The organism is Rhizobacter sp. Root1221 (assembly GCF_001425785.1).
Classification (GTDB): domain Bacteria; phylum Pseudomonadota; class Gammaproteobacteria; order Burkholderiales; family Burkholderiaceae_C; genus Rhizobacter.
Window position 1 is genome coordinate 1 of record NZ_LMDI01000042.1, and the last position, 24817, is coordinate 24817.

Annotated in this window: 24 protein-coding genes and 1 pseudogene; 19 read left to right on the forward strand and 6 right to left on the reverse strand. The window is 68.6% G+C overall.

From position 1 onward, the window contains the following. Positions 1–99: 99 nt before the first annotated feature. The gene (locus tag ASC87_RS23780) at positions 100–729 is read right to left on the reverse strand and encodes a YbhB/YbcL family Raf kinase inhibitor-like protein (RefSeq protein ID WP_056668546.1); all 630 of its coding nucleotides are present in this window, start codon (positions 727–729) and stop codon (positions 100–102) included. Between the two features lie 109 nt (positions 730–838). Here ASC87_RS23780 and ASC87_RS23785 point away from each other — a divergent pair, with 109 nt between their 5' ends. Beyond that, positions 839–2056 carry a trans-acting enoyl reductase family protein gene (locus ASC87_RS23785; protein ID WP_056668549.1) on the forward strand — a complete coding sequence of 406 codons (1218 nt, stop codon included), beginning with the start codon at positions 839–841 and terminating at the stop codon, positions 2054–2056. Here ASC87_RS23785 and ASC87_RS23790 read toward each other — a convergent pair. Beyond that, positions 2045–2266, reverse strand: a complete 222-nt coding sequence (locus ASC87_RS23790; protein ID WP_056668552.1) for a hypothetical protein — start codon at positions 2264–2266, stop codon at positions 2045–2047. The two genes, ASC87_RS23785 and ASC87_RS23790, sit on opposite strands and share 12 nt — an antisense overlap. 86 nt (positions 2267–2352) lie before the next feature. On the opposite strand from ASC87_RS23790, the gene ASC87_RS23795 reads away from it, so the two are divergent. The 13 genes from ASC87_RS23795 (at position 2353) to ASC87_RS23855 (ending at position 15979) form a co-directional block, all read left to right on the forward strand. Further along, the gene (locus ASC87_RS23795; protein WP_056668555.1) at positions 2353–2853 is read left to right on the forward strand and encodes a hypothetical protein; all 501 of its coding nucleotides are present in this window, start codon (positions 2353–2355) and stop codon (positions 2851–2853) included. Positions 2854–2862: 9 nt separating this feature from the next. Next, on the forward strand, positions 2863–3075 hold the full coding sequence (locus ASC87_RS23800; RefSeq protein ID WP_056668557.1) for a helix-turn-helix transcriptional regulator: 213 nt from the start codon (positions 2863–2865) through the stop codon (positions 3073–3075). 221 nt (positions 3076–3296) lie between these two features. Next, the gene (locus ASC87_RS23805; RefSeq protein WP_056668618.1) at positions 3297–4613 is read left to right on the forward strand and encodes a GH1 family beta-glucosidase; all 1317 of its coding nucleotides are present in this window, start codon (positions 3297–3299) and stop codon (positions 4611–4613) included. A 60-nt stretch (positions 4614–4673) separates the two neighbouring features. Further along, positions 4674–5909 (forward strand): ABC transporter substrate-binding protein, encoded by a 1236-nt coding sequence (locus tag ASC87_RS23810; RefSeq protein ID WP_056668560.1) that lies wholly within the window; start codon positions 4674–4676, stop codon positions 5907–5909. Positions 5910–5965: 56 nt separating this feature from the next. Beyond that, positions 5966–6811 carry a carbohydrate ABC transporter permease gene (locus ASC87_RS23815; protein ID WP_056668621.1) on the forward strand — a complete coding sequence of 282 codons (846 nt, stop codon included), beginning with the start codon at positions 5966–5968 and terminating at the stop codon, positions 6809–6811. A gap of 17 nt (positions 6812–6828) precedes the next feature. Then, positions 6829–7740: a carbohydrate ABC transporter permease gene (locus ASC87_RS23820; RefSeq protein ID WP_157604289.1), complete on the forward strand. Its 912-nt coding sequence runs from the start codon at positions 6829–6831 to the stop codon at positions 7738–7740. A 5-nt stretch (positions 7741–7745) separates the two neighbouring features. Further along, the gene (locus ASC87_RS23825; protein ID WP_056668567.1) at positions 7746–8828 is read left to right on the forward strand and encodes an ABC transporter ATP-binding protein; all 1083 of its coding nucleotides are present in this window, start codon (positions 7746–7748) and stop codon (positions 8826–8828) included. Positions 8829–8900: 72 nt separating this feature from the next. Further along, positions 8901–9305 (forward strand): GFA family protein, encoded by a 405-nt coding sequence (locus tag ASC87_RS23830; protein ID WP_056668570.1) that lies wholly within the window; start codon positions 8901–8903, stop codon positions 9303–9305. A 203-nt stretch (positions 9306–9508) separates the two neighbouring features. Next, positions 9509–11236, forward strand: a complete 1728-nt coding sequence (locus ASC87_RS23835) for a DUF1800 family protein (protein WP_157604279.1) — start codon at positions 9509–9511, stop codon at positions 11234–11236. A gap of 5 nt (positions 11237–11241) precedes the next feature. Next, a complete protein-coding gene (locus ASC87_RS23840) occupies positions 11242–12741 on the forward strand; it encodes a DUF1501 domain-containing protein (protein WP_056668576.1) in 1500 nt (499 codons plus the stop codon). A 268-nt stretch (positions 12742–13009) separates the two neighbouring features. Continuing rightward, positions 13010–14557, forward strand: coding sequence for a BamA/TamA family outer membrane protein (locus ASC87_RS23845; protein WP_056668579.1), 1548 nt, complete (start codon positions 13010–13012; stop codon positions 14555–14557). Positions 14558–14645: 88 nt separating this feature from the next. Continuing rightward, a complete protein-coding gene (locus ASC87_RS23850) occupies positions 14646–15455 on the forward strand; it encodes a class I SAM-dependent methyltransferase (protein WP_056668581.1) in 810 nt (269 codons plus the stop codon). 74 nt (positions 15456–15529) lie between these two features. After that, on the forward strand, positions 15530–15979 hold the full coding sequence (locus tag ASC87_RS23855; RefSeq protein WP_157604283.1) for a hypothetical protein: 450 nt from the start codon (positions 15530–15532) through the stop codon (positions 15977–15979). Between the two features lie 35 nt (positions 15980–16014). Here ASC87_RS23855 and ASC87_RS23860 read toward each other — a convergent pair whose 3' ends face one another. Genes ASC87_RS23860 through ASC87_RS23870 form a run of 3 tightly spaced genes read right to left on the reverse strand, consistent with a single transcriptional unit; the run spans position 16015 to position 19428 of the window. After that, positions 16015–17526, reverse strand: a complete 1512-nt coding sequence (locus ASC87_RS23860; protein WP_056668587.1) for a pseudouridine synthase — start codon at positions 17524–17526, stop codon at positions 16015–16017. A 22-nt stretch (positions 17527–17548) separates the two neighbouring features. After that, the gene (xerD, locus tag ASC87_RS23865; protein WP_200954506.1) at positions 17549–18457 is read right to left on the reverse strand and encodes a site-specific tyrosine recombinase XerD; all 909 of its coding nucleotides are present in this window, start codon (positions 18455–18457) and stop codon (positions 17549–17551) included. Then, positions 18454–19428 (reverse strand): tripartite tricarboxylate transporter substrate binding protein BugE, encoded by a 975-nt coding sequence (locus ASC87_RS23870; protein WP_056668590.1) that lies wholly within the window; start codon positions 19426–19428, stop codon positions 18454–18456. Before ASC87_RS23870 ends, xerD begins: the two co-directional genes overlap by 4 nt. Positions 19429–19632: 204 nt before the next feature. Here ASC87_RS23870 and ASC87_RS23875 point away from each other — a divergent pair, with 204 nt between their 5' ends. Next, a complete protein-coding gene (locus ASC87_RS23875; RefSeq protein ID WP_056668593.1) occupies positions 19633–20535 on the forward strand; it encodes an AEC family transporter in 903 nt (300 codons plus the stop codon). Here ASC87_RS23875 and queG read toward each other — a convergent pair. Then, on the reverse strand, positions 20492–21622 hold the full coding sequence (gene queG / locus ASC87_RS32115) for a tRNA epoxyqueuosine(34) reductase QueG (protein WP_056668596.1): 1131 nt from the start codon (positions 21620–21622) through the stop codon (positions 20492–20494). The two genes, ASC87_RS23875 and queG, sit on opposite strands and share 44 nt — an antisense overlap. Between queG and tsaE the strand changes: the two genes are divergently transcribed. The 4 genes and pseudogenes from tsaE to ASC87_RS23895 all read left to right on the forward strand — a co-directional run bounded on the left by tsaE (position 21623) and on the right by ASC87_RS23895 (position 24817). Continuing rightward, a complete protein-coding gene (gene tsaE, locus ASC87_RS32120) occupies positions 21623–22087 on the forward strand; it encodes a tRNA (adenosine(37)-N6)-threonylcarbamoyltransferase complex ATPase subunit type 1 TsaE (protein WP_235582267.1) in 465 nt (154 codons plus the stop codon). Then, the gene (locus ASC87_RS23890; RefSeq protein WP_369820787.1) at positions 22084–23418 is read left to right on the forward strand and encodes an N-acetylmuramoyl-L-alanine amidase; all 1335 of its coding nucleotides are present in this window, start codon (positions 22084–22086) and stop codon (positions 23416–23418) included. The genes tsaE and ASC87_RS23890 overlap by 4 nt, the downstream gene beginning before the upstream one ends. Before the next feature lie 242 nt (positions 23419–23660). Beyond that, positions 23661–23831, forward strand: a pseudogene (locus tag ASC87_RS33370) (IS1595 family transposase); the annotation flags it as partial. 89 nt (positions 23832–23920) lie between these two features. Next, the gene (locus ASC87_RS23895; RefSeq protein ID WP_056668602.1) at positions 23921–24817 is read left to right on the forward strand and encodes an ABC transporter substrate-binding protein; all 897 of its coding nucleotides are present in this window, start codon (positions 23921–23923) and stop codon (positions 24815–24817) included.

The window sequence follows — 24817 nt, forward strand, 5'->3', positions numbered from 1 at the left end:
CGGGATCCGGGCTATGAGTCGGACTGGGGTTTTGGCGAATGCCAGTCTCTCAAAACCTCTCCGGGTGAACACCCGCAACAACCTATTGAACCTTCACACCTAGGCCAGTGGTGCCGTGACGGTGGCCCTCTGGGCCACACGTTCCGCGCCGTCGGGGCGCTCGTAGGTGCCCACGAGGTAGCCGCCCGCGAGGCCGTGCTCGCGCAGGGCGTCGAGCACGGCGCTTCGGCCTGGCGTGCCGTCCAGCCGGGCGCCGGCCTCCAGCGCGAACACCTGGAACACGTAGCGGTGCGTGCCGTGGCCCGGCGGCGGGTCGGGGGGCAACCAGCTGGCCTGCAGGTACGAGTTGCGGCCGGCCGTCACGTCGGCCATCGGGTCGTGGCCGGGGCTCGGCAGCGCCCCTGGGGCAAGCGATCCGTTCGCGCCATCGAGTCCCACCACGATGGCGTGCACGAGGGGCTGGGGCGTGGGCGCATCGGCGTCCTCCACGATCACCACCACCGATGCGGCCTGCGGTGGCACGCCGGTCCATTGCAACGGTGGCGACACGCCCGCGCCGTCCGCGGTGTAGTCCGCCGGAATGGGCGCGTGGTCGGTAAAGGCAAGGCTCGCCACGGTGAGGGCACCGGCGCCTTGGCGCAGGTTCACCTGGTTGAAGGCGATCTTGTCCAGGCCGGCACGCTGGTCGCGCAATGCGAGACCCACGACATCGGGCAGGTGTTCGAGCATGTTGGTACTCCTCGGATCGGACTCCCCATTGGGCCGTGAAGCGGCGGTGCGGCGGAACCCGTGATCGGCCCGTTGGTGTGTGGGAATCCGCCGACGGCAGAATGCCGCCATGGATGAACGCTACGACATCGTGCTCTACGGCGCCAGCGGGTTCGTGGGGCGCCAGACCGTGGCCTACCTCGCGCGCCACGGCGACGGCCTCCGCTGGGCGCTGGCCGGGCGTTCGCGCGAGCGGCTGGAAGCCACGCGCGCGGCGGCGGGGGCGCGCGCCGCGCAGGCCGGCATCCTGGTGGCCGACGCCCACGACCCCGCCGCACTGGCGACGCTGGCAGCGCAGGCCCGTGTGGTGTTGAACACTGCCGGCCCCTTTGCGCTGTATGGCAGCGACCTGGTGGCCGCGTGCGTTCGCCTGGGCACCCACTATGTCGACATCACCGGCGAGACCCCCTGGGTGCGCGGGCTGATCGACCGGCACGACGCCGAGGCCCGGGCGAGCGGGGCCCGCATCGTGCCTTGTTGCGGGTTCGATTCGGTGCCATCCGACCTCGGGGCGTGGTGGCTTGCCCGCGAGATCCGCCAGCGGTTCGGTGAATCCTGTGTCGAGGTCAACGCGGCGTTTTCGATGCGCGGTGGGTTCAACGGGGGCACCGCCGCCTCCATGCTGAACCTGATGGCGTCGGACCAGGCCACCGCCTTGGGCAACCCGTTCCTGCTGAACCCGGAAGGCACGGCACCCGGCGACAAGGCGCCTCATCGCGACCCGGTGGGCCCGCGGCACCACCCGGACTTTCGCGCGTGGTTGGGCCCGTTCCTCATGGGCCCCGTCAACACACGGGTGGTGCGCCGCAGCGCCGCACTGCTGCGGGCGCGTGGCGACCACACCTATGGCGATAACCTCGTGTACCACGAGTACCTGCGCACCGGCCGGGGCATCGGTGGCGCGGTCAAGGCGGGTGTGCTGAGCGCCACGATGGGGGCCGCAGGGCTGTTGATGCACTGGGCCGCGGGCCGCCGGCTTGTCGCGCGGTTCTTGCCGGCGCCGGGCGAGGGGCCCACCGAACAGCAGATGGACCGCGGCGGGTTCCGTTGCGACCTGGTGGGCCGAAGCCGGTCGGGCCTCGTGCTGCGCGCGCGGGTGGCCGCCAAGGGCGATCCCGGCAACCGGGCCACCACGGTGTTCGTGTGCGAGTCCGCGCTGGCGCTGGTGCGCAACGCCGACCTGCTGCCGCCCGATGGCGGGGTGCTGACCCCGGCCACGGCGTTCGGCGAAGTGCTGGTGCGGCGCCTGCATGCCGCCGGCGTGACGCTCGCCGTGTTATCGGGCTGATCCGCCCTGGGCCTTGCGCCGCTCGGCCTCGTAAGTGTCGTACGCGGGCAGCGGCTCGCAGGCATGGCGGTGGTCCGCCGTGCTGCGCTGGCAGGGGCGCTCGCCCTGGCGCATGCCTTCGTACAAGGCGCGTTCCCAATGGGTGTCGGCGCAACCCGCGAGGGCACCCAGCAGCAGGGCGGTGGCGAACGGTCGGGCAGGGTGGGGCATCCAATGATCCTCGACGTTGTTTTGCAATGACAAATTATTGTTGTACGATAATCTATCTCCGATCCATCTGCCACGCAAGAGAACCCATGGCCGCACCGAACGCCCCCGCCGATCCGTCCAGCCGCTGGCTTGCCCAGGCCCTGTTCGTCGCGGCACTGGCCTTGCCGCTGGCCGTCCTGGGGTGGGGCGGCGTGGCGGGCCGCGCGGTCTTGTGGCCCGACGGCGCCCTGCCGAGCCTGCCGGTGCAGGCCGCCTGTGCGGGCCTCGCCCTGGTGCCCGTGTCGTGCATCTCGGCCAGCCTGCTGTTCGCCCGCCGGTGTTTCCTGGCGTTTGCTTGCGGGGCGCATTTCCTGCGCGGCACTGCCCGCCACCTGCGCGCGTGTGCCGGGGCCATGTTCGCGGCGGGCGTGGCCGGCACCGTCGTGCCTCCGCTCGTCGGCCTGCTCGCCAGCGGCGGCCACCGGCTGGCGCTGGGCCTCGATTCGAGCCAGGTGCTGTTGCTGCTGTTGGCCGCCATCGTCTGGAAGGTCGCGGCCGTGCTGGCCCGCGCGTCGGACCTGGCCGACGACCTCGCCCAGTTCGTCTGAGGCCGCCGCGTGCCCATCGTCGTCAAACTCGATGTGCTCCTCGCCGACCGCAAGGTCAAGTCGAAGGACCTCGCCCGCCAGGTGGGCATCACCGAAGCCAACCTGTCCCTGCTGAAGCAGGGCCACGTCAAGGGCGTGCGGTTCGAGACCCTCGAGAAGATCTGCGAACACCTGGGGTGCCAGCCCGGGGACATCCTGGTGTACGAGGCTGGCGGGGGATAGGCCTGCAGCCAGGTCCACCGGCGCCTGCGGGCATTCCGGCGAAGGCTGTCCCGGAACCGGCACCCAACGACCCACCCCAGGGATGCCCCTGATGAATCCGACCCCCGCCGCTGGTTAAATGCGAATCGACGGAACCGGTTCCAAACAATCGATTGACGACCAAGGTGAACACGTTGCTGAACTCACACAAGTTTGTCCTCTCCCCCCCGGCCGGCTCGGCCATGTGGCAGCCCGACTTCCTCTTCGGTGCCGCCACCGCGTCGTTCCAGATCGAGGGTTCCACCGCGGCCGACGGCCGCCACCCGTCCATCTGGGACACCTTTTGCAAGGTGCCCGGGGCCGTCGCCCATGGCGACCACGGAGACGTGGCGTGCGATCACTACCGGCGCTGGGAAACCGATCTCCAGTTGTTGAGCGACATCGGGCTCGACGCGTACCGGTTCTCGGTGTCGTGGTCCCGCGTGCTGCACGACGACGGCCGCCGCAACGAAAAGGGCATCGACTTCTACAAGCAGCTGCTCGACGGCCTCGAGCGCCGCGGCCTGAAGTCGTTCCTGACGCTGTACCACTGGGACCTGCCGCAGCACCTGCAGGACCGCGGTGGCTGGCTGAACCGTGACACCGCGTACCGCTTCGCCGAGTACGCGGACATCCTGAGCCGCGAACTCGCCGGCCGGGTGAGCACCTGGACCACGCTGAACGAACCCTTTTGCTCGGCGTACCTCGGCCACACCACCGGGCGCCATGCCCCTGGCCTGAAGGACGTGCGCTACGGCGTGGAGGCGATGCACCATCTGCTGCTGGGCCACGGTCTGGCCACGACGGCGGTGCGTGCCAACGACGAGGCCCCGGTGGGCCTGGTCGCCAATGTCACCAGGATGACCCCGGCGAGCGACTCGGCCCGCGACCGCCGCGCCGCCGAACTGGCGTACGCGCACGGGAACACCTGGGTGCTCGACCCGCTGCTGCTGGGCAGGTACCCGGCCGAGCTGGCCGAACTGTGGCCCACCGCGAAGGCCCCTGTGCGCGACGGCGACATGGCGATCATCTCGACCCGCACCGACTACCTTGGCATCAACTATTACTTCCGGTCAAACGTCCGGAGTGATGGTTCACACGGCTACGTCGAGGAAGATCTGCCCGGCGTGGAACGCACGCAGATGGGCTGGGAGGTGTTCCCCGACGGCCTGCGCGACCTGCTGATCGACTTCAAGAACCGTTACCCTGGCCTCCCTCCGATCTACATCACCGAAAACGGCATGGCAAGCGACGACCAACCGGTGGCCGGCCGCGTCGTGGACGAGCAGCGGCTGCGCTACTTCAACACCCACCTCGCGGCGGTCGACGAAGCGATGCGCGCGGGTGTGCCCGTCAAGGGTTACTTCGCGTGGTCGCTGCTGGACAATTTCGAATGGGCCTACGGCTACGAGAAGCGGTTCGGCCTGGTCCACGTGAACTACGACACCCAGCAACGCACCGTGAAAGACAGCGCGCTGGCCCTGAAGGCATTTCTCGAAGCGCGCCGGCGCGGCGCCTGACACCCGCGTCCCGAAAGAGTACCCCCCGGGGCGAGGGCCCTCACCAACAGGAGATCGACAATGATCCGCACGACTTCCCTGGCCATCGGCGCGAGCCTGGCCATCCTGGCCGCCGGCGCCGCACACGCCCAGGCCAACCGCGCTGAAGTGATCCACTGGTGGACATCCGGCGGGGAGTCCGCCGCCGTCCAGGAACTGGCCAACGGGTACAAGGCCGCCGGCGGCACGTGGGTGGACAACGCCATCGCCGGTGGCGAGGCCGCGCGTGCCGCTGCCATCAACCGCATCGTGGGGGGCAACCCGTCCACCGCCGCGCAGTTCAACACCTCGCAGCAGTTCCTCGACATCGTCAAGGGCGGCATGCTGAACAACGTCGACGACGTGGCCAGGAAAAACGACTGGGAGAAGATCCTGCCGGCGTCCATCCTGAAGGCCATCAAGATCGACGGCCACTTCTACGCCGTGCCGGTCAACATCCACATGCCCGCCTGGTTCTGGTACTCGAAGTCCGCCTTCGAGAAGGCCGGCATCAAGGCCGAGCCGCAGACGCCCGACGAGTTCTTCGCCGCACTCGACAAGCTGAAGGCCGCCGGCATCACCCCGCTCGCCTTCGGCGGCCAGCCATGGCAGGAAAAGCTCGTGTTCGACGCGCTGCTGGCCCACGTCGGCGGCCCGGACCTGTACCTGAAGGTGTACCGCGACCGCGATGCGAAAGCCATCGCCTCTCCTGCGTTCAAGAACGTGCTGACGTCGTTCAAGCGCCTGAAGGGTTACACCGACGCTGGCGCCCCGAACCGCAACTGGAACGACGCCACGTCCATGGTCATCTCGGGCAAGGCCGGCGTGCAGATCATGGGCGACTGGGCCAAGGGCGAGTTCCAGGCCGCCAGGCAGACGGCGGGCAAGGAATTCGGCTGCTTCCCGGGCTTCGGTCCGAAGTCCCCGTACATCATCGATGGTGACGTGTTCGTGTTCCCGAAGACGACCGATGCCGCGGCCATCAAGTCGCAGCAACTGCTGGCCACGGTGATGACGGCCCCGGCGACGCAGGTGGCGTTCAACAACAAGAAGGGCTCCATCCCGATCCGCACCGACGTGGACGCGAAGTCGATGGACGTATGTGCCCAGACCGGCCTGCAGGCCATGAAGGACACGGCGCGCCAGTTGCCGAACTCCGCGATGCTCGTGCCGCCGGACGTGGGGGGTGAGGTGCAGGACATCGTCACGAAGTACTGGAACACCAACCAGTCCGCAGACGATGCGGCGAAGGCCATCAGCGCGGCCATCAAGGGTTGAGCGTGCCCACGCGCCCCCGCGGCGTGTGGCTGCGTCACGGCGTTGTCTACGCCGCGATGCTGCCCATGGCCGTGACCGTGCTTTTCGCCTACCTCGGCACTGTCTTCTGGTCGGTGCGGGTGTCGGTGAGCAGTTCGCGCACGTTGCCCATCAACGACTTCGTCGGGATGGCGCAGTACGTGCGCCTGTTCGGCTCCGAGCGGTGGATGCTGTCGCTCGAGAACGTCGTGCTGTTCGGGGCCGTGTTCATCCTCGCGTGCCTCATCCTCGGCTTCCTGCTCGCGGTCTTCATCGACCAGAAGGTGGCCGGGGAAGGGGTGCTGCGCACGGTGTTCCTGTACCCGTACGCGATGTCGTTCGTGGCGACGGGCCTCATCTGGCAGTGGCTGCTGAACCCGCAACTGGGCATCCAGTCCACGGTGCGCAGCCTCGGCTTCGAGTCGTTCACGTTCGACTGGATCGCCACGCAGGACAAGGTGATCTATGCCATCGCGCTGGCCGCCGTCTGGCAGGCCTCGGGCCTCGTGATGGCACTGATGCTGGCCGGCCTGCGCGGCATCGACGACAGCCTGTGGAAAGCCGCCCGCATCGACGGCATCCCCACGTGGCGTGTGTACACCAGCATCGTGCTGCCCATGCTCGGGCCGTCCATCGGCACTGCCGTGGTGCTGCTCGCGGTCAGTGTCGTGAAGGTGTACGACGTGGTGGTCGCCATGACCCAGGGCGGTCCCGGCCTCGCCAGTGAAGTGCCCGGCAAGTTCATCATGGACAACCTCTTCGTCCGTTCGAACATCGGGCTCGCGTCCGCCGCTTCCACCGTGCTGCTGATGACGGTGCTGGCGCTGCTCGCGCCCTGGATGTACGCTCGTGCGCGCGCCGCCCGCAACGGGGGGCACCGATGAACACGAGCACCACGACGATGCAGGACCCTTCCGTGGCCCCGGTGGCATTGCCCCGCGCCGCCGCGCGGCCGCGGCGGTCCGCGTGGAGGCCGGCCCGCATCGGCCTCTATGCCTTCTTGCTCACCGCGGCGGTGTTCTTCCTGTTCCCGCTGTACGTGATGCTGATCACCTCGGTCAAGCCGATGGAGGAGATCCGCCTTGGCAACCTGTTCTCGCTCCCGGTCAGGATCACGCTGGAACCGTGGGCCACGGCCTGGTCCAGCGCATGCACCGGGCTGCAGTGCGAGGGCATCCAGGGCGGGTTCTTCAACTCCGTGGCCATCGTGGTGCCCAGCACCATCCTGTCCATCCTGGTGGGGGCACTCAACGGCTACGCGCTGTCGTTCTGGAAGCCGCGCGGCGGCAGCCTGCTGTTCGGCGTCCTGCTGCTGGGGGCGTTCGTGCCCTACCAGGTGATCATGTTCCCGCTGGTGCGGGCGTTCGCGGCGGTGTCGCTGTTCGGCACGCTGCCGGGCATCGTGCTGATCCACACCATCTTCGGCATGCCGGTGATGACGCTGCTGTTCCGCAACTACTACACGTCGATCCCGAACGAGCTGTTCATGGCGGCGCGCATCGACGGCGGTGGCTTCTGGCGCATCTTCCTGCAGCTGATGCTGCCCATGTCGCTGCCCATCCTCGTGGTGGCGGTGATCATGCAGGTGACGGGCATCTGGAACGACTTCATCCTCGGCCTCGTGTTCGCCGGGCGTGACCACCTGCCCATGACTGTGCAGCTCAACAACATCATCAACACGACCACGGGCGAGCGCCTGTACAACGTCAACATGGCCGCCACGGTGCTCACCTCGCTCGTGCCGCTCCTCATCTACCTCGTCTCGGGCCGCTGGTTCGTGCGTGGCATTGCGGCCGGTGCCGTGAAAGGTTGAATCCGATGTCCCGTGTTTCCGTTCAGGGCCTGCAGGTCAAGATGGGGCCGCTGTCCATCCTCGAGAACCTGAACCTCGATGTCGAGGAGGGTGAGTTCCTGGTGCTGCTGGGCCCGTCGGGCTGCGGCAAGTCCACGCTGCTGCACGCCATCGCCGGCCTGCTCGAGGCCAGCGACGGCCGCATCGGCATCGGCGGGCGCGACGTCACGTGGGCCGATCCGAAGGACCGCTCCATCGGCATGGTGTTCCAGTCGTATGCGCTGTACCCCACGATGAACGTGGAGCGCAACATGTCGTTCGGGCTGCGCATCAACGGCGTGCCCAGGCGCGAGATCGCCCGGCGGGTGGACCGTGCCGCGTCCATGCTGCACCTGAAGGAACTGCTCACGCGCAAGCCGTCGCAGCTGTCCGGCGGGCAACGCCAGCGGGTGGCCATCGGCCGGGCGCTGGTGCGCGAGGCCAAGGTGTTCCTCTTCGACGAACCCCTGTCGAACCTCGACGCCAAGCTGCGCGGTGAACTGCGCCGCGAGCTCAAGCAGCTGCACCAGGACATCGGCTCCACCATGATCTACGTGACCCACGACCAGGTGGAGGCCATGACGCTGGCTCACCGTGTCGCGGTGATGCGCGAAGGCAAGATCCAGCAGATCGACACCCCGTCGAACGTGTACGCCCGCCCGGCGAACATGTTCGTGGCCGGGTTCCTCGGGTCGCCCAGCATGAACTTCATCGAGGGCGAGCTGATCGTGGCGCCCGGCGGGCAGGTGACGTTCTCGAAGGCGCCGCTGGCGGTGCCGCTGCACCGCTACGCGTTCGCCACGCCACCGGTGGCTGGCCGCCGCGTGGTGCTCGGCATTCGCCCGGAACACCTGTCGCTCGAGATCGGTGACGGCCTCGGTGGCGACGCCCAGGTCACGCTGGTGGAGCCCATGGGTTCGCACCTCGTGGTGTGGTTGTCGCTGCAGGGGCAGCCGGTGTCGGTGACCGTGCCCATGAGCGTGGATGCGGTGGTGGGCCAGCGTGTCGGCCTGGTCATCGATGCCGCCCGGGCGTCGCTGTTCGACCCCGGCACCCAGCAACGCCTGTGAGGTTGATCGCCTGCTGACAGCACGCTGTCAGCAGGCCGCCGCTATCGTGATTGGTTCCAGAGGAGGACAACCATGACGAAGACCTACCAGGGCAGCTGTCACTGCGGCGCCGTCCGTTTCGAAGCCGAGCTCGACCTGGCCACCGGCACGTCGCGCTGCAACTGCACCTACTGTTCCAAGAGCCGCTGGTGGGGCGCGAGCATCAAGCCCGATGCCTTTCGCCAGTTGTCCGGTGAATCGAACCTGTCGGACTACCAGTTCAACACCCGGCAGGGTCACCACGTGTTCTGCCGCACCTGCGGCTTGGCGCCGTTCGGGTACGGCGACGTGCCGGAGATCGGCGGCGCCTTCGTGTCGATCAACATCGCGTGCCTCGACGGCGTGACCCCCGAGGAACTCGCGGCGGTGCCCCTTCGCCATTGCGATGGCCTGCACAACAACTGGATGAACCCGCCGGCCATCACGTCGTACCTGTGAGCCCACCCGCGGAGAAGGGCGCCTGAACCGCACCTTTTCCAGGGTTCCCGACGCTGACGGGACTCGACAATTCCGTCGGGCCAGAACGCCGGCCGCCCGCACGACGGGACGGAACAGAGCGACCGCGGCCCGCGGGGGGTCTGGAGTTCGTCTTGGTGCTGCGTGGTGGTTGGTTCGGTCCTGGGGTTCGTGCGGGCGTTGGCGTGCTGTGGTTGAGTGCGCTGGTCGCCTGTGGCGGCGGTGGGGGAGGCGGTGAACCCGCGTCGCCAGCGCCACCGCCGGTGTCGCCAGGCGAGGCACCCGCGCCCGCTCCTCCAGCACCGGCACCCGCGCCGGCACCCATGCCCGGCGACGTCACCGTCTCCGCCACCGAAGCCGCCCGTTTCCTCGCCCAGGCCACCAGCGGCCCCACGGTGTCCGCCATCGCCCACCTGAGCGAGGTGGGCTACGCGGCCTGGCTCGACCAGCAGTTCGCGTTGCCGGCCAGGTCGCACCGCGCCTTTGTCAACACCCTCGCTGCCAGCGGCACCACGCTCACCCCCGCGCATTTCCGCGAATCCTGGTGGACCCAGGCCATCGCCGGCGACGACCAGCTGCGCCAGCGCGTGGCCTTCGCGCTGTCCGAGATCTTCGTGGTGTCGTTCGCCGATGCCACGCTGGCCACACGGCCGCGCGGCATGGCCGCCTACTACGACGTGCTGGCCTCGAACGCCTTCGGCAACTACCGCGAGCTGCTCGACGGGGTGGCCACGCACCCGATGATGGGGGTGTACCTCAGCACCTTGCGCAACCAGAAGGAAGACGCTGCCGCAGGCCGCAACGCCGACCAGAACTTCGCGCGCGAGGCGATGCAGCTCTTCACCATCGGCCTGCACGAGCTGAACACCGATGGCACGCTCAAGGGGGGCGTGGCCACCGACACCTACACCACGGCCGACATCGAGGGCCTCGCCATGGTGTTCACCGGCTGGAGCTGGTACGCCGGCCCCAACGCGGGGGACCGCACCGACCGCCGCTTCCAGGGCCTCGACCCCCACGCCGACCGCGACTGGCGCCCCATGCAGGCGTACGCGAAGTTCCATTCCACGAGCGAAAAGACCTTCCTCGGCACCACCATCCCGGCCGGTTCCAGCAGCGCCGAGGCTGACATGAAGGTGGCTCTGGACCGCCTGTTCAACCACCCCAACGTGGGCCCGTTTTTCGGGCGCCAGCTGATCCAGCGACTGGTCACGAGCAACCCGAGCCCGGCCTACGTGGGCCGCGTGGCCAGTGCGTTCAACAACAACGGCGCTGGCGTGCGGGGCGACATGAAGGCGGTGGTGCGCGCCGTGCTGCTGGACCCGGAAGCCCGCACCTGGCAGCCCACGGCCGCCACGTTCGGCAAGCCGCGCGAGCCAGTGCTGCGCCTCGCGCACTTCATGCGCGCGTTCAACGCGCAGTCCACGAGCGGCCGCTACATCGGCATCGATGCCGGTGAAGCGGCCAGCATGTTGCACCAGCAACCGCTGAACGCACCGTCGGTGTTCAACTTCTTCCGGCCGAACTACACACCGCCCAACAGCGACGTGGCGGGTGCGGGGCTCGTGGCGCCGGAATGGCAGATCGCCAACGAGGTGTCGCTCGCCAACTATGCGAACTACATCCGCGCCTGGCTCACGCCGCTGTCCACGCGCGACGTGCAGCAGGACTACGCGGCCGAGATGGCGCTGGCGCACGACCCCGGCGCACTGGTGGACCGGCTGAACCTCGTGCTGATGTCGGGCCAGATGACCGCGGCCCATCGCCAGCTGATCATCGGCGCCGTCCACGGCCGCACCCTGCCGGCGGCCACCGACACCAATGCCGCGCAGGTCAAGGCCGCGCGCCGCGACCGCGTGTGCATCGCCATCCTGCTGACGATGGCCTCCCCCGACTACGTCGTCCAGAAGTGACCGCCATGCGCTCTTCCTCCCCTGCCTCCCACACCTCGCGCCGCGAATTCCTGCGCCGTGCGGCCGCGCTGTCCGGCACGGTCGGGTCCGGCGCGCTGCCGTTCGCGATGAACCTCGCGGCCATGAACGCCGCGGCCGCGGCCGCCAGCGACTACAAGGCCATCGTGTGCCTGTTCCTGCTGGGTGGCAACGACTCGGCCAACATGGTGCTGCCCACCGACACGGCGTCGTGGGAGGCCTACACCACGGTGCGCTCCACGGGCACGAGCCCCATCGCACTGAAGGCGGCGGGCACGCCGGCCGACGGCGCCGCCGCGCCGGGCAGCCCTGAATCACTCGGGGGTGTGTTGCCGCTGGTGCCCGACTTCACGGCGTATGCGCAGAACGCGAACCGGTCGTTCGCGGTTCATCCGCTGATGCCCGAAGTGCAGTCGCTCTTCGGGCAGGGGCGCCTGGCCGTGGTGGCCAACGCCGGCCCGCTGGTGATGCCGGTGACCCGCGCGGAACTGAAGGCGAAGACCAAGGCCGCACCGGCCAAGCTCGGGTCCCACAACGACCAGCAGAGCACGTGGCAGGCCCTCGGCCCGGAAGGGGCCAGGAAGGGGTGGGGCGGGCGGCTGGGTGACATGCTCGCGTCGGCCAACACGCAGACGGCGTTCACGAGCATCTCGGTGTCCGGCAACGCGGTGTTCCTCGCGGGGCAGCAGGTGGCGCAGTACCAGGTGAGCAACACCGGCGCGGTGCCCATCGACGGGGTGTCGGGCGGCCTGTTCGGCTCGTCGATCGCCAGCACCGCATACCGCCAGTTGCTCACGCAAGGCAGCGTCCCCGGTGACCAGCCGAACCTGATCGCCCGGGAACACGCGGCCATCGCGAAGCGCAGCCTCGATGCCCAGGTGGCATTCAATGCGGCCTATTCGGCGTCCACCGCGCCCGGCACGCCGAAGTACCTGCACCCCCTCACGCGCACCTTGGTGGGCAACCCGGTGGCCGAACAACTGCGCACCGTGGCGCGGGTGATCGGCGCGCGCGATTCGCTCGGCGTGCGCCGCCAGGTGTTTTTCGTCAGCGTGGGCGGGTTCGACACCCACGACTGGCAGAACACCACCCACGCCAACCTGATGGCGATGCTGTCGCACGCCATCGGCTACTTCGACAACGCGCTCGGCGCGCTGGGCATGCGCGACCAGGTCACCTTGTTCACCGCCTCGGACTTCGGCCGCACCTTCGCGAGCAATGGCGACGGCACCGACCACGGCTGGGGTGCGCACCACCTCGTCACCGGCGGTGCGGTGCGCGGCCGCGAGATCTACGGCCGCTTCCCGCAGGTGGGCCTCAACCACCCCGACGAGATCGGCTCGGGCACGTTCCTGCCCGGTGTGTCGGTGGACCAGCTGGGCGGCACGCTCGGCAGGTGGTTCGGTGCGAGCGACAGCCAGCTCGACCTCGTGTTCCCGAACCTGCGCAACTTCGACCGCGATCTCGGGTTCATGCACGCGGCGTGACAACGGCGTAGAGTAGGTGATGGCCCCCTCGAACACGGGGCGTGACAAGCACCAGTTCTTAAGCACGCGTTAAGGCACCGCGCCGAGCATGGATGCCATCGATGCTCTTCGCCTCCGGCCCGCCGGACGCACCCCGATCATGCCGTCCACCGCAGTCACCAGCCCACGTTCCTCCGCGCGGCACACCGGGGAACGATGGCACGGATGGGTGCTCGCATTGGCTCTTCAGTGTCCGCTTGCGGCCACGGCCGGCGAGGAAGCCCCGGCCGTGCCTGGTTTCGCGGAACTGGAAGCGGCCGGTGCCACCATCGGCACGGTGCGCGTGCTCACGCGCGACATCTTCGACCTGGCCGACCCGAAGGAACACCGCCTGCTGTTCCGCTGGGCCAACGCGTTGCACCGGCAGACGCGCCCGGAGGTCATCGAACGCGCGTTGTTGTTCAAGTCCGGCGACCGGCTGTCGGTGCGCCAGATGGAGGAAACCGAACGGGTGCTGCGTGGCGCACGGTACCTGTACGACGTGAAGATCCGGCCCGTGGCCTGGCACGACGGGATCGTCGACATCGAGGTCGAGACCCGCGACACCTGGTCGCTCGACCCCGGGTTCAGCGTAGGCCGCTCGGGGGGCACGAACACCAGCGGCATCCGCCTGAAGGAATACAACCTGCTCGGCACCGGCGTGTCGCTGAGCCTCGGCCGCTTCCGCAACGTGGACAGATCGGGCAACGAATTCCTGTTCTTGAACGACCACGCGTTCGACAGCTGGACGGCCGTCAGCTACAGCCATGCGCAGAACAGCGATGGCCGGCGTGACGAGGCGGCCGTCGTGCGGCCGTTCTATGCGCTCGACACGCGTTGGACGGCCGGCGTCACCGCCAGCAAGGACGACCGGCTGGAGTCCGTCTACGCCAATGGCGTGACGGCGGCACGGTACCGGCACCGCCAGTCGAAGGCCGAACTGTTCGGCGGCTGGTCACCCGGCCTCGTGGACGGCTGGGTGCACCGTTGGTCGCTCGGGCTTTCGTTCCAGAACGACACCTATGCACAGGCGCCGGGCGAGGCGGCCCCCGCCCAATTGCCGGCCGACCGGAAGCGGGTGGCGCCGTTCGTGCGCCACGAACTGATCGAGGACCGCTACGACCGGCAGCTGAACCGCAACCTGATTGGCCGGCCGGAGTTTTTCTCGCTGGGCCTCGCGTCCACCGTGCAACTGGGGTGGGCCACCACCGCGCTCGGTTCGAACGAGGACGCGCTGCTGTACCAGGGGTCGATCAGCCACGGGTTCGAACCGTGGCGCCGCCACATGCTCATCGCGGCGGCGAAGATCGAGGGGGAACTGGTTGGCGGGCGGGCGCAGCGCCAGCAGCTCGGTGCGCAGGCACAGTACTACCTGCCGCAGGGGCGCCGCTGGCTGTTCTACGCGTCCGCCGCGGGGGACATGCTGACCCACCCGGGGCCCACCGACACGCTGCTGCTGGGTGGCGACAACGGCCTGCGCGGCTACCCGCTGCGCTACCAGGGCGGCGACCGCCGCGCACTGTTCACGGTGGAGGAGCGCTTCTACACCAACCTGCATGTGTGGCGCCTCTTTCGCATCGGCGGGGCGGCGTTCGCGGACACGGGCCGCGCCTGGGGCGGCGCCCACGTCAACACGGTCAACCCCGGCTGGCTGGCCGACGTGGGCGTGGGGCTGCGCATCGTGAGCTCGCGCGCGGCGTTCAGCAATGTGCTCCACATCGACGTGGCGGTGCCGCTCAACACCGCCCCCGACATGAGGAAGGTGCAGTTCCTGGTGAAGACCAAGACCAGCTTCTGAGCGGCCCGCCAAAGGCGCAGAATAGGCGCGATGGGTCCTGCGGGGGCACCATCGCACGCGCCCGGCCCGGGGCGCGGAGGAGGTGACCATGAACCGTCCCGACACCCATTTCGGCACCGCCATCGCAAGCCTGTACCAGGCCCACATGGTGCCGATGCTGTTCGAGCCGTACGCCACCGAACTGGTGGCGCGGGTGCTGGCCCGCCCGTGCGCCCGGGTGCTCGAGGTAGCGGCCGGCACCGGTGTCGTCACGCGGCACCTTGCCGAGCACCTGCCGGCGCACGTGGCGATCACCGCCACCGACCTGAACCCGGCGATGCTGGACCTGGCCCAGTCGCTCGGCACGGCCCGGCCGGTGGTGTGGCAAGTGGCGGATGCGATGCAGCTGCCGTTCGGCGACGCGGCGTTCGACGCCGTCGTGTGCCAGTTCGGCGCCATGTTTTTCCCGGACAAGGTGAAGGGCTTCGCGGAGGCTCATCGGGTGCTGGCACCTGGGGGCGCGCTGTTCTTCAACGTGTGGGACCGACTCGGGAGGAACGAATTTGCCGACACCGTGACCACGGCCATGGCGTCGGCCTTCCCGCTGGACCCGCCACGCTTCCTGGCTCGTGTGCCACACGGCTACCACGACCTCGTGGCCATCGCGCGCGACGTGGCACAAGGCGGGTTCACCGCACCGCACATGCACACGGTGCAGTCGCGCAGCCACGCCGCGTCGCCGCGGATCCCGGCGGAGGCGATGTGCCAGGGCTCGCCACTGCGTGCGGAAATCGAGGCGCGCGACATCGGCGGGCTGGAAGCCGCCACCGCGATGGCCGAGGCGGCGCTGGCCTACCGGTTTGGCACGGGTCCGATCGAAGGCCGCATGCAGGCCCACGTGATCACCGCGGTGCGTTGATCCCCACGAAGGGGGAATTCTCCCGGCCGGGCCGCTTCCTAAGATGACCGGGTGCGATGGCTGAGGGAGAAACGATGAACACAACGACATGTGTGGCCGCGGCGGCCGTGTGCTTCTGGGTGGCCGGCGCGGCGCACGCCCTGGGGCGGGTGGTGCCGCTGGCCGAGGTGGAGGCCCGGCACCCCGCGCAGATCAACTGGGTGACCACCTGCGGCGACTGGCGTGCCGCGGGGCAGGCCGGGGTGTACCGCGTGGTGCATGCCACGCTGAATGCGCAGTCGCTGCTGTACGTGCAATGGCTGTACACCGACGGGCGCGGCATCAACAAAGCGGCCCACACGCTGGCCTTGCCCGAAGTCAACAACGACCACGCCGAGATTGAGCTCACCCGGCTGCGCTGCGATGCCACCCGCACCGGCGTGGTGGTGCGGGCGCGTGCGGCGTTCGGGCACGAAGGCACGAACGGGAAGGTGGAGGTGAACGTGTTCCAGCGGCCCGGGGCGTACCGGTTTGGGCGGAGGTAGGGGAGGGCCGCCCCCGTCACCCCGGTGCGGAGGCCCTACTCGAACCGCTCGTCCAACCGCAGGTAGCGCCACTGCCCCGCCGGCAGGTCACCGAGCATGACGTTGCCGATGCGCACGCGCTTGAGCCCCAGCACGTCGAGGCCCACGGCCTCGCACATGCGGCGGATCTGGCGCTTGCGGCCTTCGCGCAGCACAAAACGCAGCTGGTCGTCGTTGACCCATTCGACCACGGCGGGCCGCAGCTGCACACCGTCGAGCTCGATCCCATGGTTCAGCAGCGCGAGCGATTGCTGCGACAGCGGTTCGCCGTTGCGGCTCTGCACGCGCACGAGGTACTCCTTCTCGACCTCGCTCTCGTCGCCGATCAGTTGCTTGGCGACACGGCCGTCCTGCGTGAGCACGAGCAGCCCGGTGGAGTCGATGTCGAGCCGGCCGGCCGGTGCCAGGTTGCGCAGGTGCGACAGCAGGAAGCGGATGCCGGAGTGGTCCTCGCGCCACTGGTTTTCCGGTTTGACGAGCACGTACGCGGGCTCATAGCCGTCCTCGGCCTGGCCGCTGACGTAACCCACCGGCTTGTGGATCAGCACCGTGACCCGCTGGGCCTGCACGTGGCGGGCCTTCGCGTCGATGGTGACCTGCTGCTCGGGCAGCACACGCGAGCCCAGCTCGGTGACCACGCGGCCGTCGACCCGCACCCAGCCCTTCGGGATCCATTCGTCGGCCTCGCGGCGCGACGCGATGCCCAGCTCGCTCATGCGCTTGGACAGGCGCATGCTGCCCGGCACCTCGGGGTGGCTCACCTGGTCGTCGTCATCGTCGTCGTCATGGTCGCGGCGGCGCGGGGCCGCCGGGCGGTCGTCGCGGCCGAACGCGGTGTTGCGGCCGCTCGGGCGCGGGCCGTGCGGGGCCGGAGGTGGCTCACGCCGTGCGGGCGGGCGGCGGTCGTCACGGCCATAGGCCGGCGGTGCGCCAGGGCCCTCGCGGCGGGGCGCGGGCGGACGGCGGTCGTCGCGGCCATAGGCCGGCGGTGCACCGGGGCCCTCGCGGCGCGGCGCGGGCGGGCGGCGGTCGTCACGGCCATAGGCCGGCGGTGCACCGGGGCCCTCGCGGCGGGGCGCGGGCGGACGGCGGTCATCACGGCCGTAGGCCGGCGGGGCACCGGGGCCTTCGCGCCGGGGAGGGCGGGGCGGGGCATCGGCGTCGCGGGGGCGTGGTGGCCGGCGTTCGTCGGATCCGAAGGCCGGATTGCCGCGGCGCGGGTCGGCATCGCGCCGCGGGGGGGCCGGACGGCGGTCGTCGCGGCCCGGGGGGGCCCCGCGCGGGGTGTCGTCGCGGCGGATGAACTTCTCGGGCGGCCGGTCGCCGAACCGCTGGCGGAGCTGCTCCTGGTAACGCGCTTCGCGCTCGGCACGTTGCGCTTCGGCCTCGGCCAGGGTGGGGCGGGGCTTGCGGGCACCCGAGCCGGCGCCCCGCACCGGGGCGCGGTCGGGGGTGCGTTCGGACGGACGGCCCGGCGTCGCCGGTTTCTTCAATTTGATCGTGGCCATGCGAGATTGGAACACGCGCCGTTCAGCCGCGGGGATGATGCGTCGCGTGCAAGGATTTGAGGCGCTCTCGGGCGACGTGGGTGTAGATCGTCGTCGTCGAGATGTCGGCATGGCCCAGCAGCATCTGCACGGCCCGCAGGTCGGCGCCGTGGTTGAGCAGGTGGGTGGCAAAGGCGTGCCGCAGCGTGTGGGGCGACAGCGGCGCGGTCACGTGCGCGCGTACCGCGTACTTCTTGACCAGCTGCCAGAACATCTGGCGGGTCATCGGGCCGCCGCGGGCCGTGACAAACAGCGCGTCTGAGGCCTGGCCATGCAGGATCCCGGCACGCGCCTCGGCCAGGTACCGGCGCAGCCACGCGTGGGCCTCCTCGCCGAACGGCACGAGCCGCTCCTTGCTGCCCTTGCCGGTCACGCGGATCACGCCCTCGTCGAGCCCGAGGTGCACCGATTTCAGCGTGACGAGTTCGCTCACCCGCAACCCGCTTGCGTACATCAGTTCGAGCATCGTGCGGTCGCGCAGCCCGAGGGGCTGGTCTGCCTCGGGCGCGTCGAGCAGGGCCTCGACCTGGGCCTCGCTCAGCACCTTCGGCACACGGGGCGGCTGCTTGGCCGCCAGCAGCTTCAGCGTGGGGTCGCGCTTGAGGAGGTTCTCGCGCAGCGCCCAGCGGAAGTAGCGCTTGAACACCGCAAGCCGCCGGTTCGCGCTGGTGGCCTTGCGCCCGGTGTGGTGGGCCACCGCGTGTTCGCGGAGGTCCACCTCGGTGGTGTCGTCGAGGGCCTTGCCCTTGTCACGGTCGAGCCACTGGGCGTACAGCGTGAGGTCGCGGCGGTACGCGGCGAGGGTGTTGGGCGACAGGCCGTCCTCGATCCAGAGCGCGTCGATGAACCGGTCGATCGCGCCCTGGCTGCGCTGCAGCGCCTCGCTGGTCACTCCAGCGTCAGCTTCTGCGTGGCAACGACCTTCTTGTAGACCTCGTACTCGGCGGCCACCTGGGCGGTGAACTGCTGCGGCGTGTTGCCGACCAGCAGCGAGCCGGTGCCCTCGATGCGGGCCTTGACGGCCGGGTCTTCCATCGTCTTCTTCACCGCGGCGTACACCTTGTCGACGATCTCCTTCGGCAGGTTCTTCGGCCCCTGGATGCCGTAGTACGCCATGCGGTTCACCGGCTCGAGGCCCACTTCCTTGAAGGTGGGCACGTTGGGCAGCACCGCGAGGCGCGTGGGCGCGGCCACGGCGATGGCGATGAGGCGGCCGTCCTTGATGAACGGCAGGGCGGACGGCAGGTTGTCGAAGATCATCGGCACCTGGCCGGCCACGGTGTCGTTGAGCGCCGGGCCTGCGCCGCGGTACGGGATGTGGGTGACGAAGGTGTTCGTCAGGCTTTTGTACAGCTCGAACTGCAGGTGGCCGATGCCGCCGGTGCCCGACGTGGCAAACGAGTACTTGCCGGGGTTCTTCTTCAGCTCGGCGATGAAGCCCTTGTAGTCGCGGGCGGGGAAGCTCGGGTGCACCGCGATCACGTTCGGCGTGGCGGCCACGTTGATGATCTGCGTGAAGTCGGTGATGGGGTTGTAGCCGATCTTCGGGTTGATGGCCGGGTTCGACGCGGTGGTGCTCACCGTGGCGATGCCGAGCGTGTAGCCGTCGGCCGGCGAGCGGGCGATTTCACCGGCGCCGATGGAGCCGCCGCCACCGGCCTTGTTCTCCACCACGACCGTCTGGCCGAGCGGGCCGCCGAGCTTCTCGGCGAGCGTGCGCGCGATGATGTCGGTGGTGCCACCCGGGGCGAACGGAACCACCAGCCGGACCGGCTTGGATGGGTAGGCCGCCTGGGCCCAGGCGCCGCTGGAGACACCCAGCAAGGCGAGCGCGGTGGCGGTGGCGAGGGTTCTGCGTTGCATGGCGAGTCTCCTGGTACTGATGAGAAGTGAGGCAGGGGGCCGACGGTGCGGGGCCGAGCACGGGGAAGTTGCGCGGCAGTATCGCGCATGTGAGCCCGTCATGCCGGGCACCCGTGATCGACCATTCGCGGTGGATGTTGCATCGTGCCCGGGCGGGTTGCGACTGTGGAAACTACGCAGCCGCACCGCTGGCACACTGGCGCGATGTCGACTGCCTTGCTGCTGCTTCCCGATTTCCTCCTCATCGTCTGCGGCTTCTGCCTGTGCCGCTACTCGACGCTTGACCGGCCCGTGTGGGAGGCCGCCGAGAAACTCGTCTACTACCTGCTGTTCCCGGTGCTGCTGTTCAACTCCGTGGTGCGCAGCCCGCTGAAACCCGGAGAGACGCTGAGCCTCACGCTGGTGGGCGTGGCGGTGCTGGCCATCGGCATCGTGCTCGCATTTGCGGTGCGTGCCTGGCCGGGGGTGGACGGCCGGCTGCACGCGTCGGGCGCCCAGGTGGCGTTCCGGTTCAACTCGTTCATCGCGCTGGCGCTGGCCGAACGCCTCGGCGGTCCGGGCGGGGTCGCGTGGATGGCGCTGCTGCTCGCGGTGGGGGTGCCGGTGTGCAACGTGGCTGCCGTGTGGCCGCTCGCGCGGCACGGTGGGCATTCGTATGCCCGCGAAATCGTCCGCAACCCGCTGATCGTGGCCACGGTGCTGGGCCTCGTCGCCAATCTGTCCGGCCTCAAGTTCCCCGACCCCGTGAGCACCACGCTGCAGCGCATCGGCGTGGCGGCACTGCCGGTGGGTCTGCTGGCGGTGGGGGCCGGCCTGCGCATGGGCGGGCTGAAGGCCGCGCCGGGCCTCGGCCTCGTGTTCGTGCTGATCCGACACGCGGTATTGCCGGCGGTGGGCATCGGGCTCGCCCTGGCGGTGGGGCTGCCACCGGAACAGCGGCTGATCGTCGTCCTGTTCGCGGCCATGCCCACCGCGTCGAGCGCCTACGTGCTGGCCGCCCGCATGGGCGGCGACGGGCCGTTTGTCGCGGGGCTCGTGTCGGTCTCCATCCTGCTCGGGATGGTCAGCATTCCGTGGTGGCTGGCGGTGCTGGGGTGGGTGACCTGAGGGCCCAGTCGATGTGCTCCTGCACGAGCGGCGTCGCATGGTCCCGGGCGGACACCAGCGCGCCGCGGATATCGGCGCGCTGGGGGTCCGCGTGCAGCGCGTTGCCGAGCCCCACCGCGAGGTTGCGCCGCCAGCGTTCGTAGCCGATCCGGCGGATGGGGCCGCCTTCGGTGTGGAGCAGGAAGTCCGCCTCGGTCCACGCCCACAGCGCCAGCAGGCTCGGGTGGGTGAGGGGCGCGCGCGGGTCGAAGTCGGGCAGGGTGCTTCGCTGCGCGAACTTGTTCCAGGGGCACACCAGCTGGCAGTCGTCGCAGCCATAGATGCGGTTGCCGATCAGCGGGCGCAGGTCCTCGGGAATGGGGCCGTCGTGTTCGATCGTCAGGTACGAGATGCAGCGGCGCGCGTCCACGCGGTACGGGGCCACGATGGCGCCGGTGGGGCACACGTCGATGCAGGCCGTGCACTGGCCGCAGTGCGGGGTCACCGGCTCGGACAGCGGCAGCGGCAGGTCCACGTAGATCTCGCCCAGGAAAAACATGGACCCGGCCTCTCGGTGCAGCGTGAGCGTGTGCTTGCCGCGCCAGCCGATGCCGCTGCGCGAGGCCAGTTCCACTTCGAGCACCGGCGCCGAGTCGGTGAAGACGCGGTAGCCGTGCGGGCCCACGGCCTCGGTCAGGCGGTCGGCGAGTTTCTGCAGCCGGCTGCGCAGCACCTTGTGGTAATCGCGGCCCCGGGCGTAGGTGGAGATGCCGGCGTTGGCGGGCTGGCCCAGGTGGGCCCATTCGATGGCCTGCCAGTCGGTGTGCTGGCTGCCGCGTGGCAGGTAGTCCATGCGGGCGGTGATGACCCGCACGGTGCCCGGCACGAGTTCCGCGGGGCGCGCCCGCTTGAGGCCGTGCGAGGCCATGTAGTCCATCGTGCCGTGAAAGCCGTTGTTCAACCACGCCAGAAGTCCCGGCTCGGCGGACGACAGATCCACATCTGCCACGCCGATCTGGGAAAATCCGAGCGCACGCGCCCAGCCGCGCAGCTGTTCCACCAGCGCGGCCGGGAGCATTTCCCCCACATTGATCCGGGTGTCCGTCATTTGCCGATTCTAGAAACCCGCACACAGCACTGGCCCGACGAGGCCGCCTGCGACCAGGCCGCACAGCAACTCGCGGCCCGCCCGGCGCTTCGCCATGCGTTCGTGGAACTGCACGGCACCCTCGGCGCCGGCAAGACCACGTTCGTGCGCCACCTGCTCCATGCCCTGGGTGTGCAGGGCCGCGTGAAGAGCCCCACGTATGCGGTGATGGAAGCGTACCCCCTCCCGGGCTTCGATGCCTGGCACTTCGACTTCTACCGCTTCAACGACCCGCAGGAGTGGGAAGACGCCGGCTTTCGCGACGTGTTCGCCAGCCCCGGCCTCAAGCTGGCCGAGTGGCCCGAGCAGGCCGCCGGCCTGCTGCCCGAGCCCGACCTGCGCGTGGAACTTGTGCCTCTCGACGGAGACGAACGCCGCGTGACCTTCACCGCATGCACCCCCCTCGGCCTGGAGCTGCTCCCTTGAGGCGCCGCACCGTCCTGCAATCGCTCGGCAGCGTCGTGCTGTCCCTCGGCACGGCCGACCTGGCCTTCGGTGCCAGCCTCGTGGCCGTCCGGGTGTGGCCCGCCGACGAATACACCCGCGTCACGCTCGAGTCCGACACGGTGCTGTCGGTCAAGCACTTCATGGCCGACAACCCGCGCCGCCTCGTGATCGACATCGACGGGCTGGAGCTGAGCCCCGCGCTGCGCGAGCTGGTGGGCAAGGTGCGTGCCGACGACCCGTACATCGCCGGCGTGCGCGTGGGGCAGAACCAGCCGCGAATCGTGCGGCTCGTGCTGGACCTCAAGCAGGCCACCGCGCCGCAGCTGTTCACGCTGGCGCCGGCGGCGGCCTACCAGCATCGCCTGGTGTTCGACCTGCACCCGGTGCACGAGGCCGATCCGTTGCTGGCGCTGGTCAACGAAAAGCAGAGCGCCGAACAGCAGGCCGCCGAAGCCGTGCAGGACGCGCTCGGCGAGTTCATCGGCCGCGTGGGCAAGGCGCCGTTGCCGCCGGCCAGTGTCCCGAGCGGGGTGCAGCCGCCCGTGCCTGCACCACCGGCCGTGGCCGGCAAGCCGCCGCCCATGAGCCAGGCCCGCATCGATCGCCTCATCATCGTGGCCCTCGACCCCGGTCATGGGGGCGAGGATCCGGGTGCCATCGGGCCCAGCGGCCTGCGCGAGAAGGACGTGGTGCTGCAGGTGGCCCTGAAGCTGCGCGACAAGCTCAACGAACTGCCTGGCATGCGCGCCATGCTCACCCGCGATGCCGACTTCTTCGTGCCGCTGCAAGAGCGCGTTCGCAAGGCCCGCCGTGTGCAGGCCGACCTGTTCGTCTCGATCCACGCCGATGCATTCATGACCCCGCAGGCCCGTGGTGCCTCGGTGTTCGCACTGTCACAGGGCGGGGCCACCAGTGCCGCTGCGCGGTGGATGGCCAGCAAGGAAAACGCATCCGACGCGGTGGGCGGCGTCAACATCAAGGCCAAGGACGCCACGGTGATGCGTGCGCTGCTGGACATGAGCACGTCGGCCCAGATCCAGGACAGCCTCAAGCTCGGCGGGGAGGTGCTTGGCCAGATCGGCAAGGTGGGCAAACTCCACAAGGGCAAGGTGGAGCAGGCCGGTTTCGCGGTGCTGAAGGCGCCCGACATCCCGTCCATCCTGGTGGAAACGGCGTTCATCTCGAACCCGGAGGAAGAAGCCAAGCTGCGCGATGCCAACTACCAGCACGAGCTCGTGGATGCGTTGGTCACCGGGATCCGGCGGTACTTCGCGAAGAACCCGCCGTTGGCCCGCAACCGGCAGTTGTAGCTTGGCCGGGGGCTGAATGGAGGCCGTTCAAGGAGGGCGAGGCCCACTTGAACGCACTCTTCACCTGCACCCCCTCGGATCCTGGTGGGCGGCGTCGAAAGATGCACATGACCCGCAAGCGGCAGTACGATCGTTCCGAGGGGCGTGTCGTGGCCGCTGCCGACCCGTTGTTCTCCCTGGCGCATCGAGCGGCCACCAACGCGGTGTTCAAGTCTCAGGCTGCCTGAGCGACAGAACCTTTCTCCGCCGGTAGCCGCGTCGACGGTGCCTGGCACGTGCAGGACGTGAACTCGTATCACAGCCGCCTCAAAGGCTGGTTTCAAAAGTTTCGCGGCGTGGCCACTTGCCACCCGCCCAGCGACCTCCGCTGGTTCAGTGCCTTGGGTCGACCGGCACTCGGTTGGTTGGTCTGACAACACAGTTTGCGAAGGGAGCCACTTGCAAAGTGAAATAACTCGTCCGGAACAAACCGGATCGGTTGATTCAAACTGAGGATCTGAAAATGAAACAATACTTGAAATTTGCGTCGTTGGTCATCTTCTGTTTTGCGGCCTGCCCCTCTTCGTTACCCGTTTTGGCGGCTGAGCCAGAGCCGCTGGTGGTTAGGGTCCGTGCCTTCAGGGGAACCGCATCGAACTATGACGATACCAAGGAATATAAATACCAAGTATTGCAGTTGATCCTGGAAAAGACTGCAAAGACCGATGGCCCCTTCAAGATTCAAGCGCCGCAACAAGAGCTTCCACAGGCCAGGGATTTCGAGATGGTAAAGCAAGGCTATGTGGATGTGATCTTGACATCGACATCACCAGAGCGCGAGCAGGAACTTCATCCCATCCGGATCCCGTTTGACAAAGGGCTGTACGGCTATCACATCGCGATCATCAATGAAAGCGATCAGCCGAAGTTTTCGGCAGTCCGCACGCTGGCGGATTTGCAGAAGTTGTGGGCCGGTTTGAACGAGGTATGGCCGGAGACGAAGGTCTTTCGCGACAACGGGCTCAACGTGGTGGCAACTTCAGGGTATAGGGAACTCTTCGCCATGTTGAAAGAACGGCGTTTTGATTATTTTCCCAGAGTCGCCCACGAACCATGGCGAGAGTTGCGGGACATGAACATTCCCGGCTTGTCTGTGGAAACCGACCTGCTGATCTACTATCCAACGCCCGGATATATCTTTACCAACAAGAACAACAAAAAACTGGCCGACAGACTCGAGCGCGGGTTCCGAATGGCTCTTAAAGACGGCTCATTCGACAGGCTTTTTTATAATCATCCCGACATGAAAGAGGCTTTGGAACGAGCCAATCTCAAGAGCAGGAGGATTTTTGAACTGAAAAATCCGTTGTTGTCGAAGGAAACGCCGTTGAACGATAAAAGTTTGTGGCACACGCCGTAA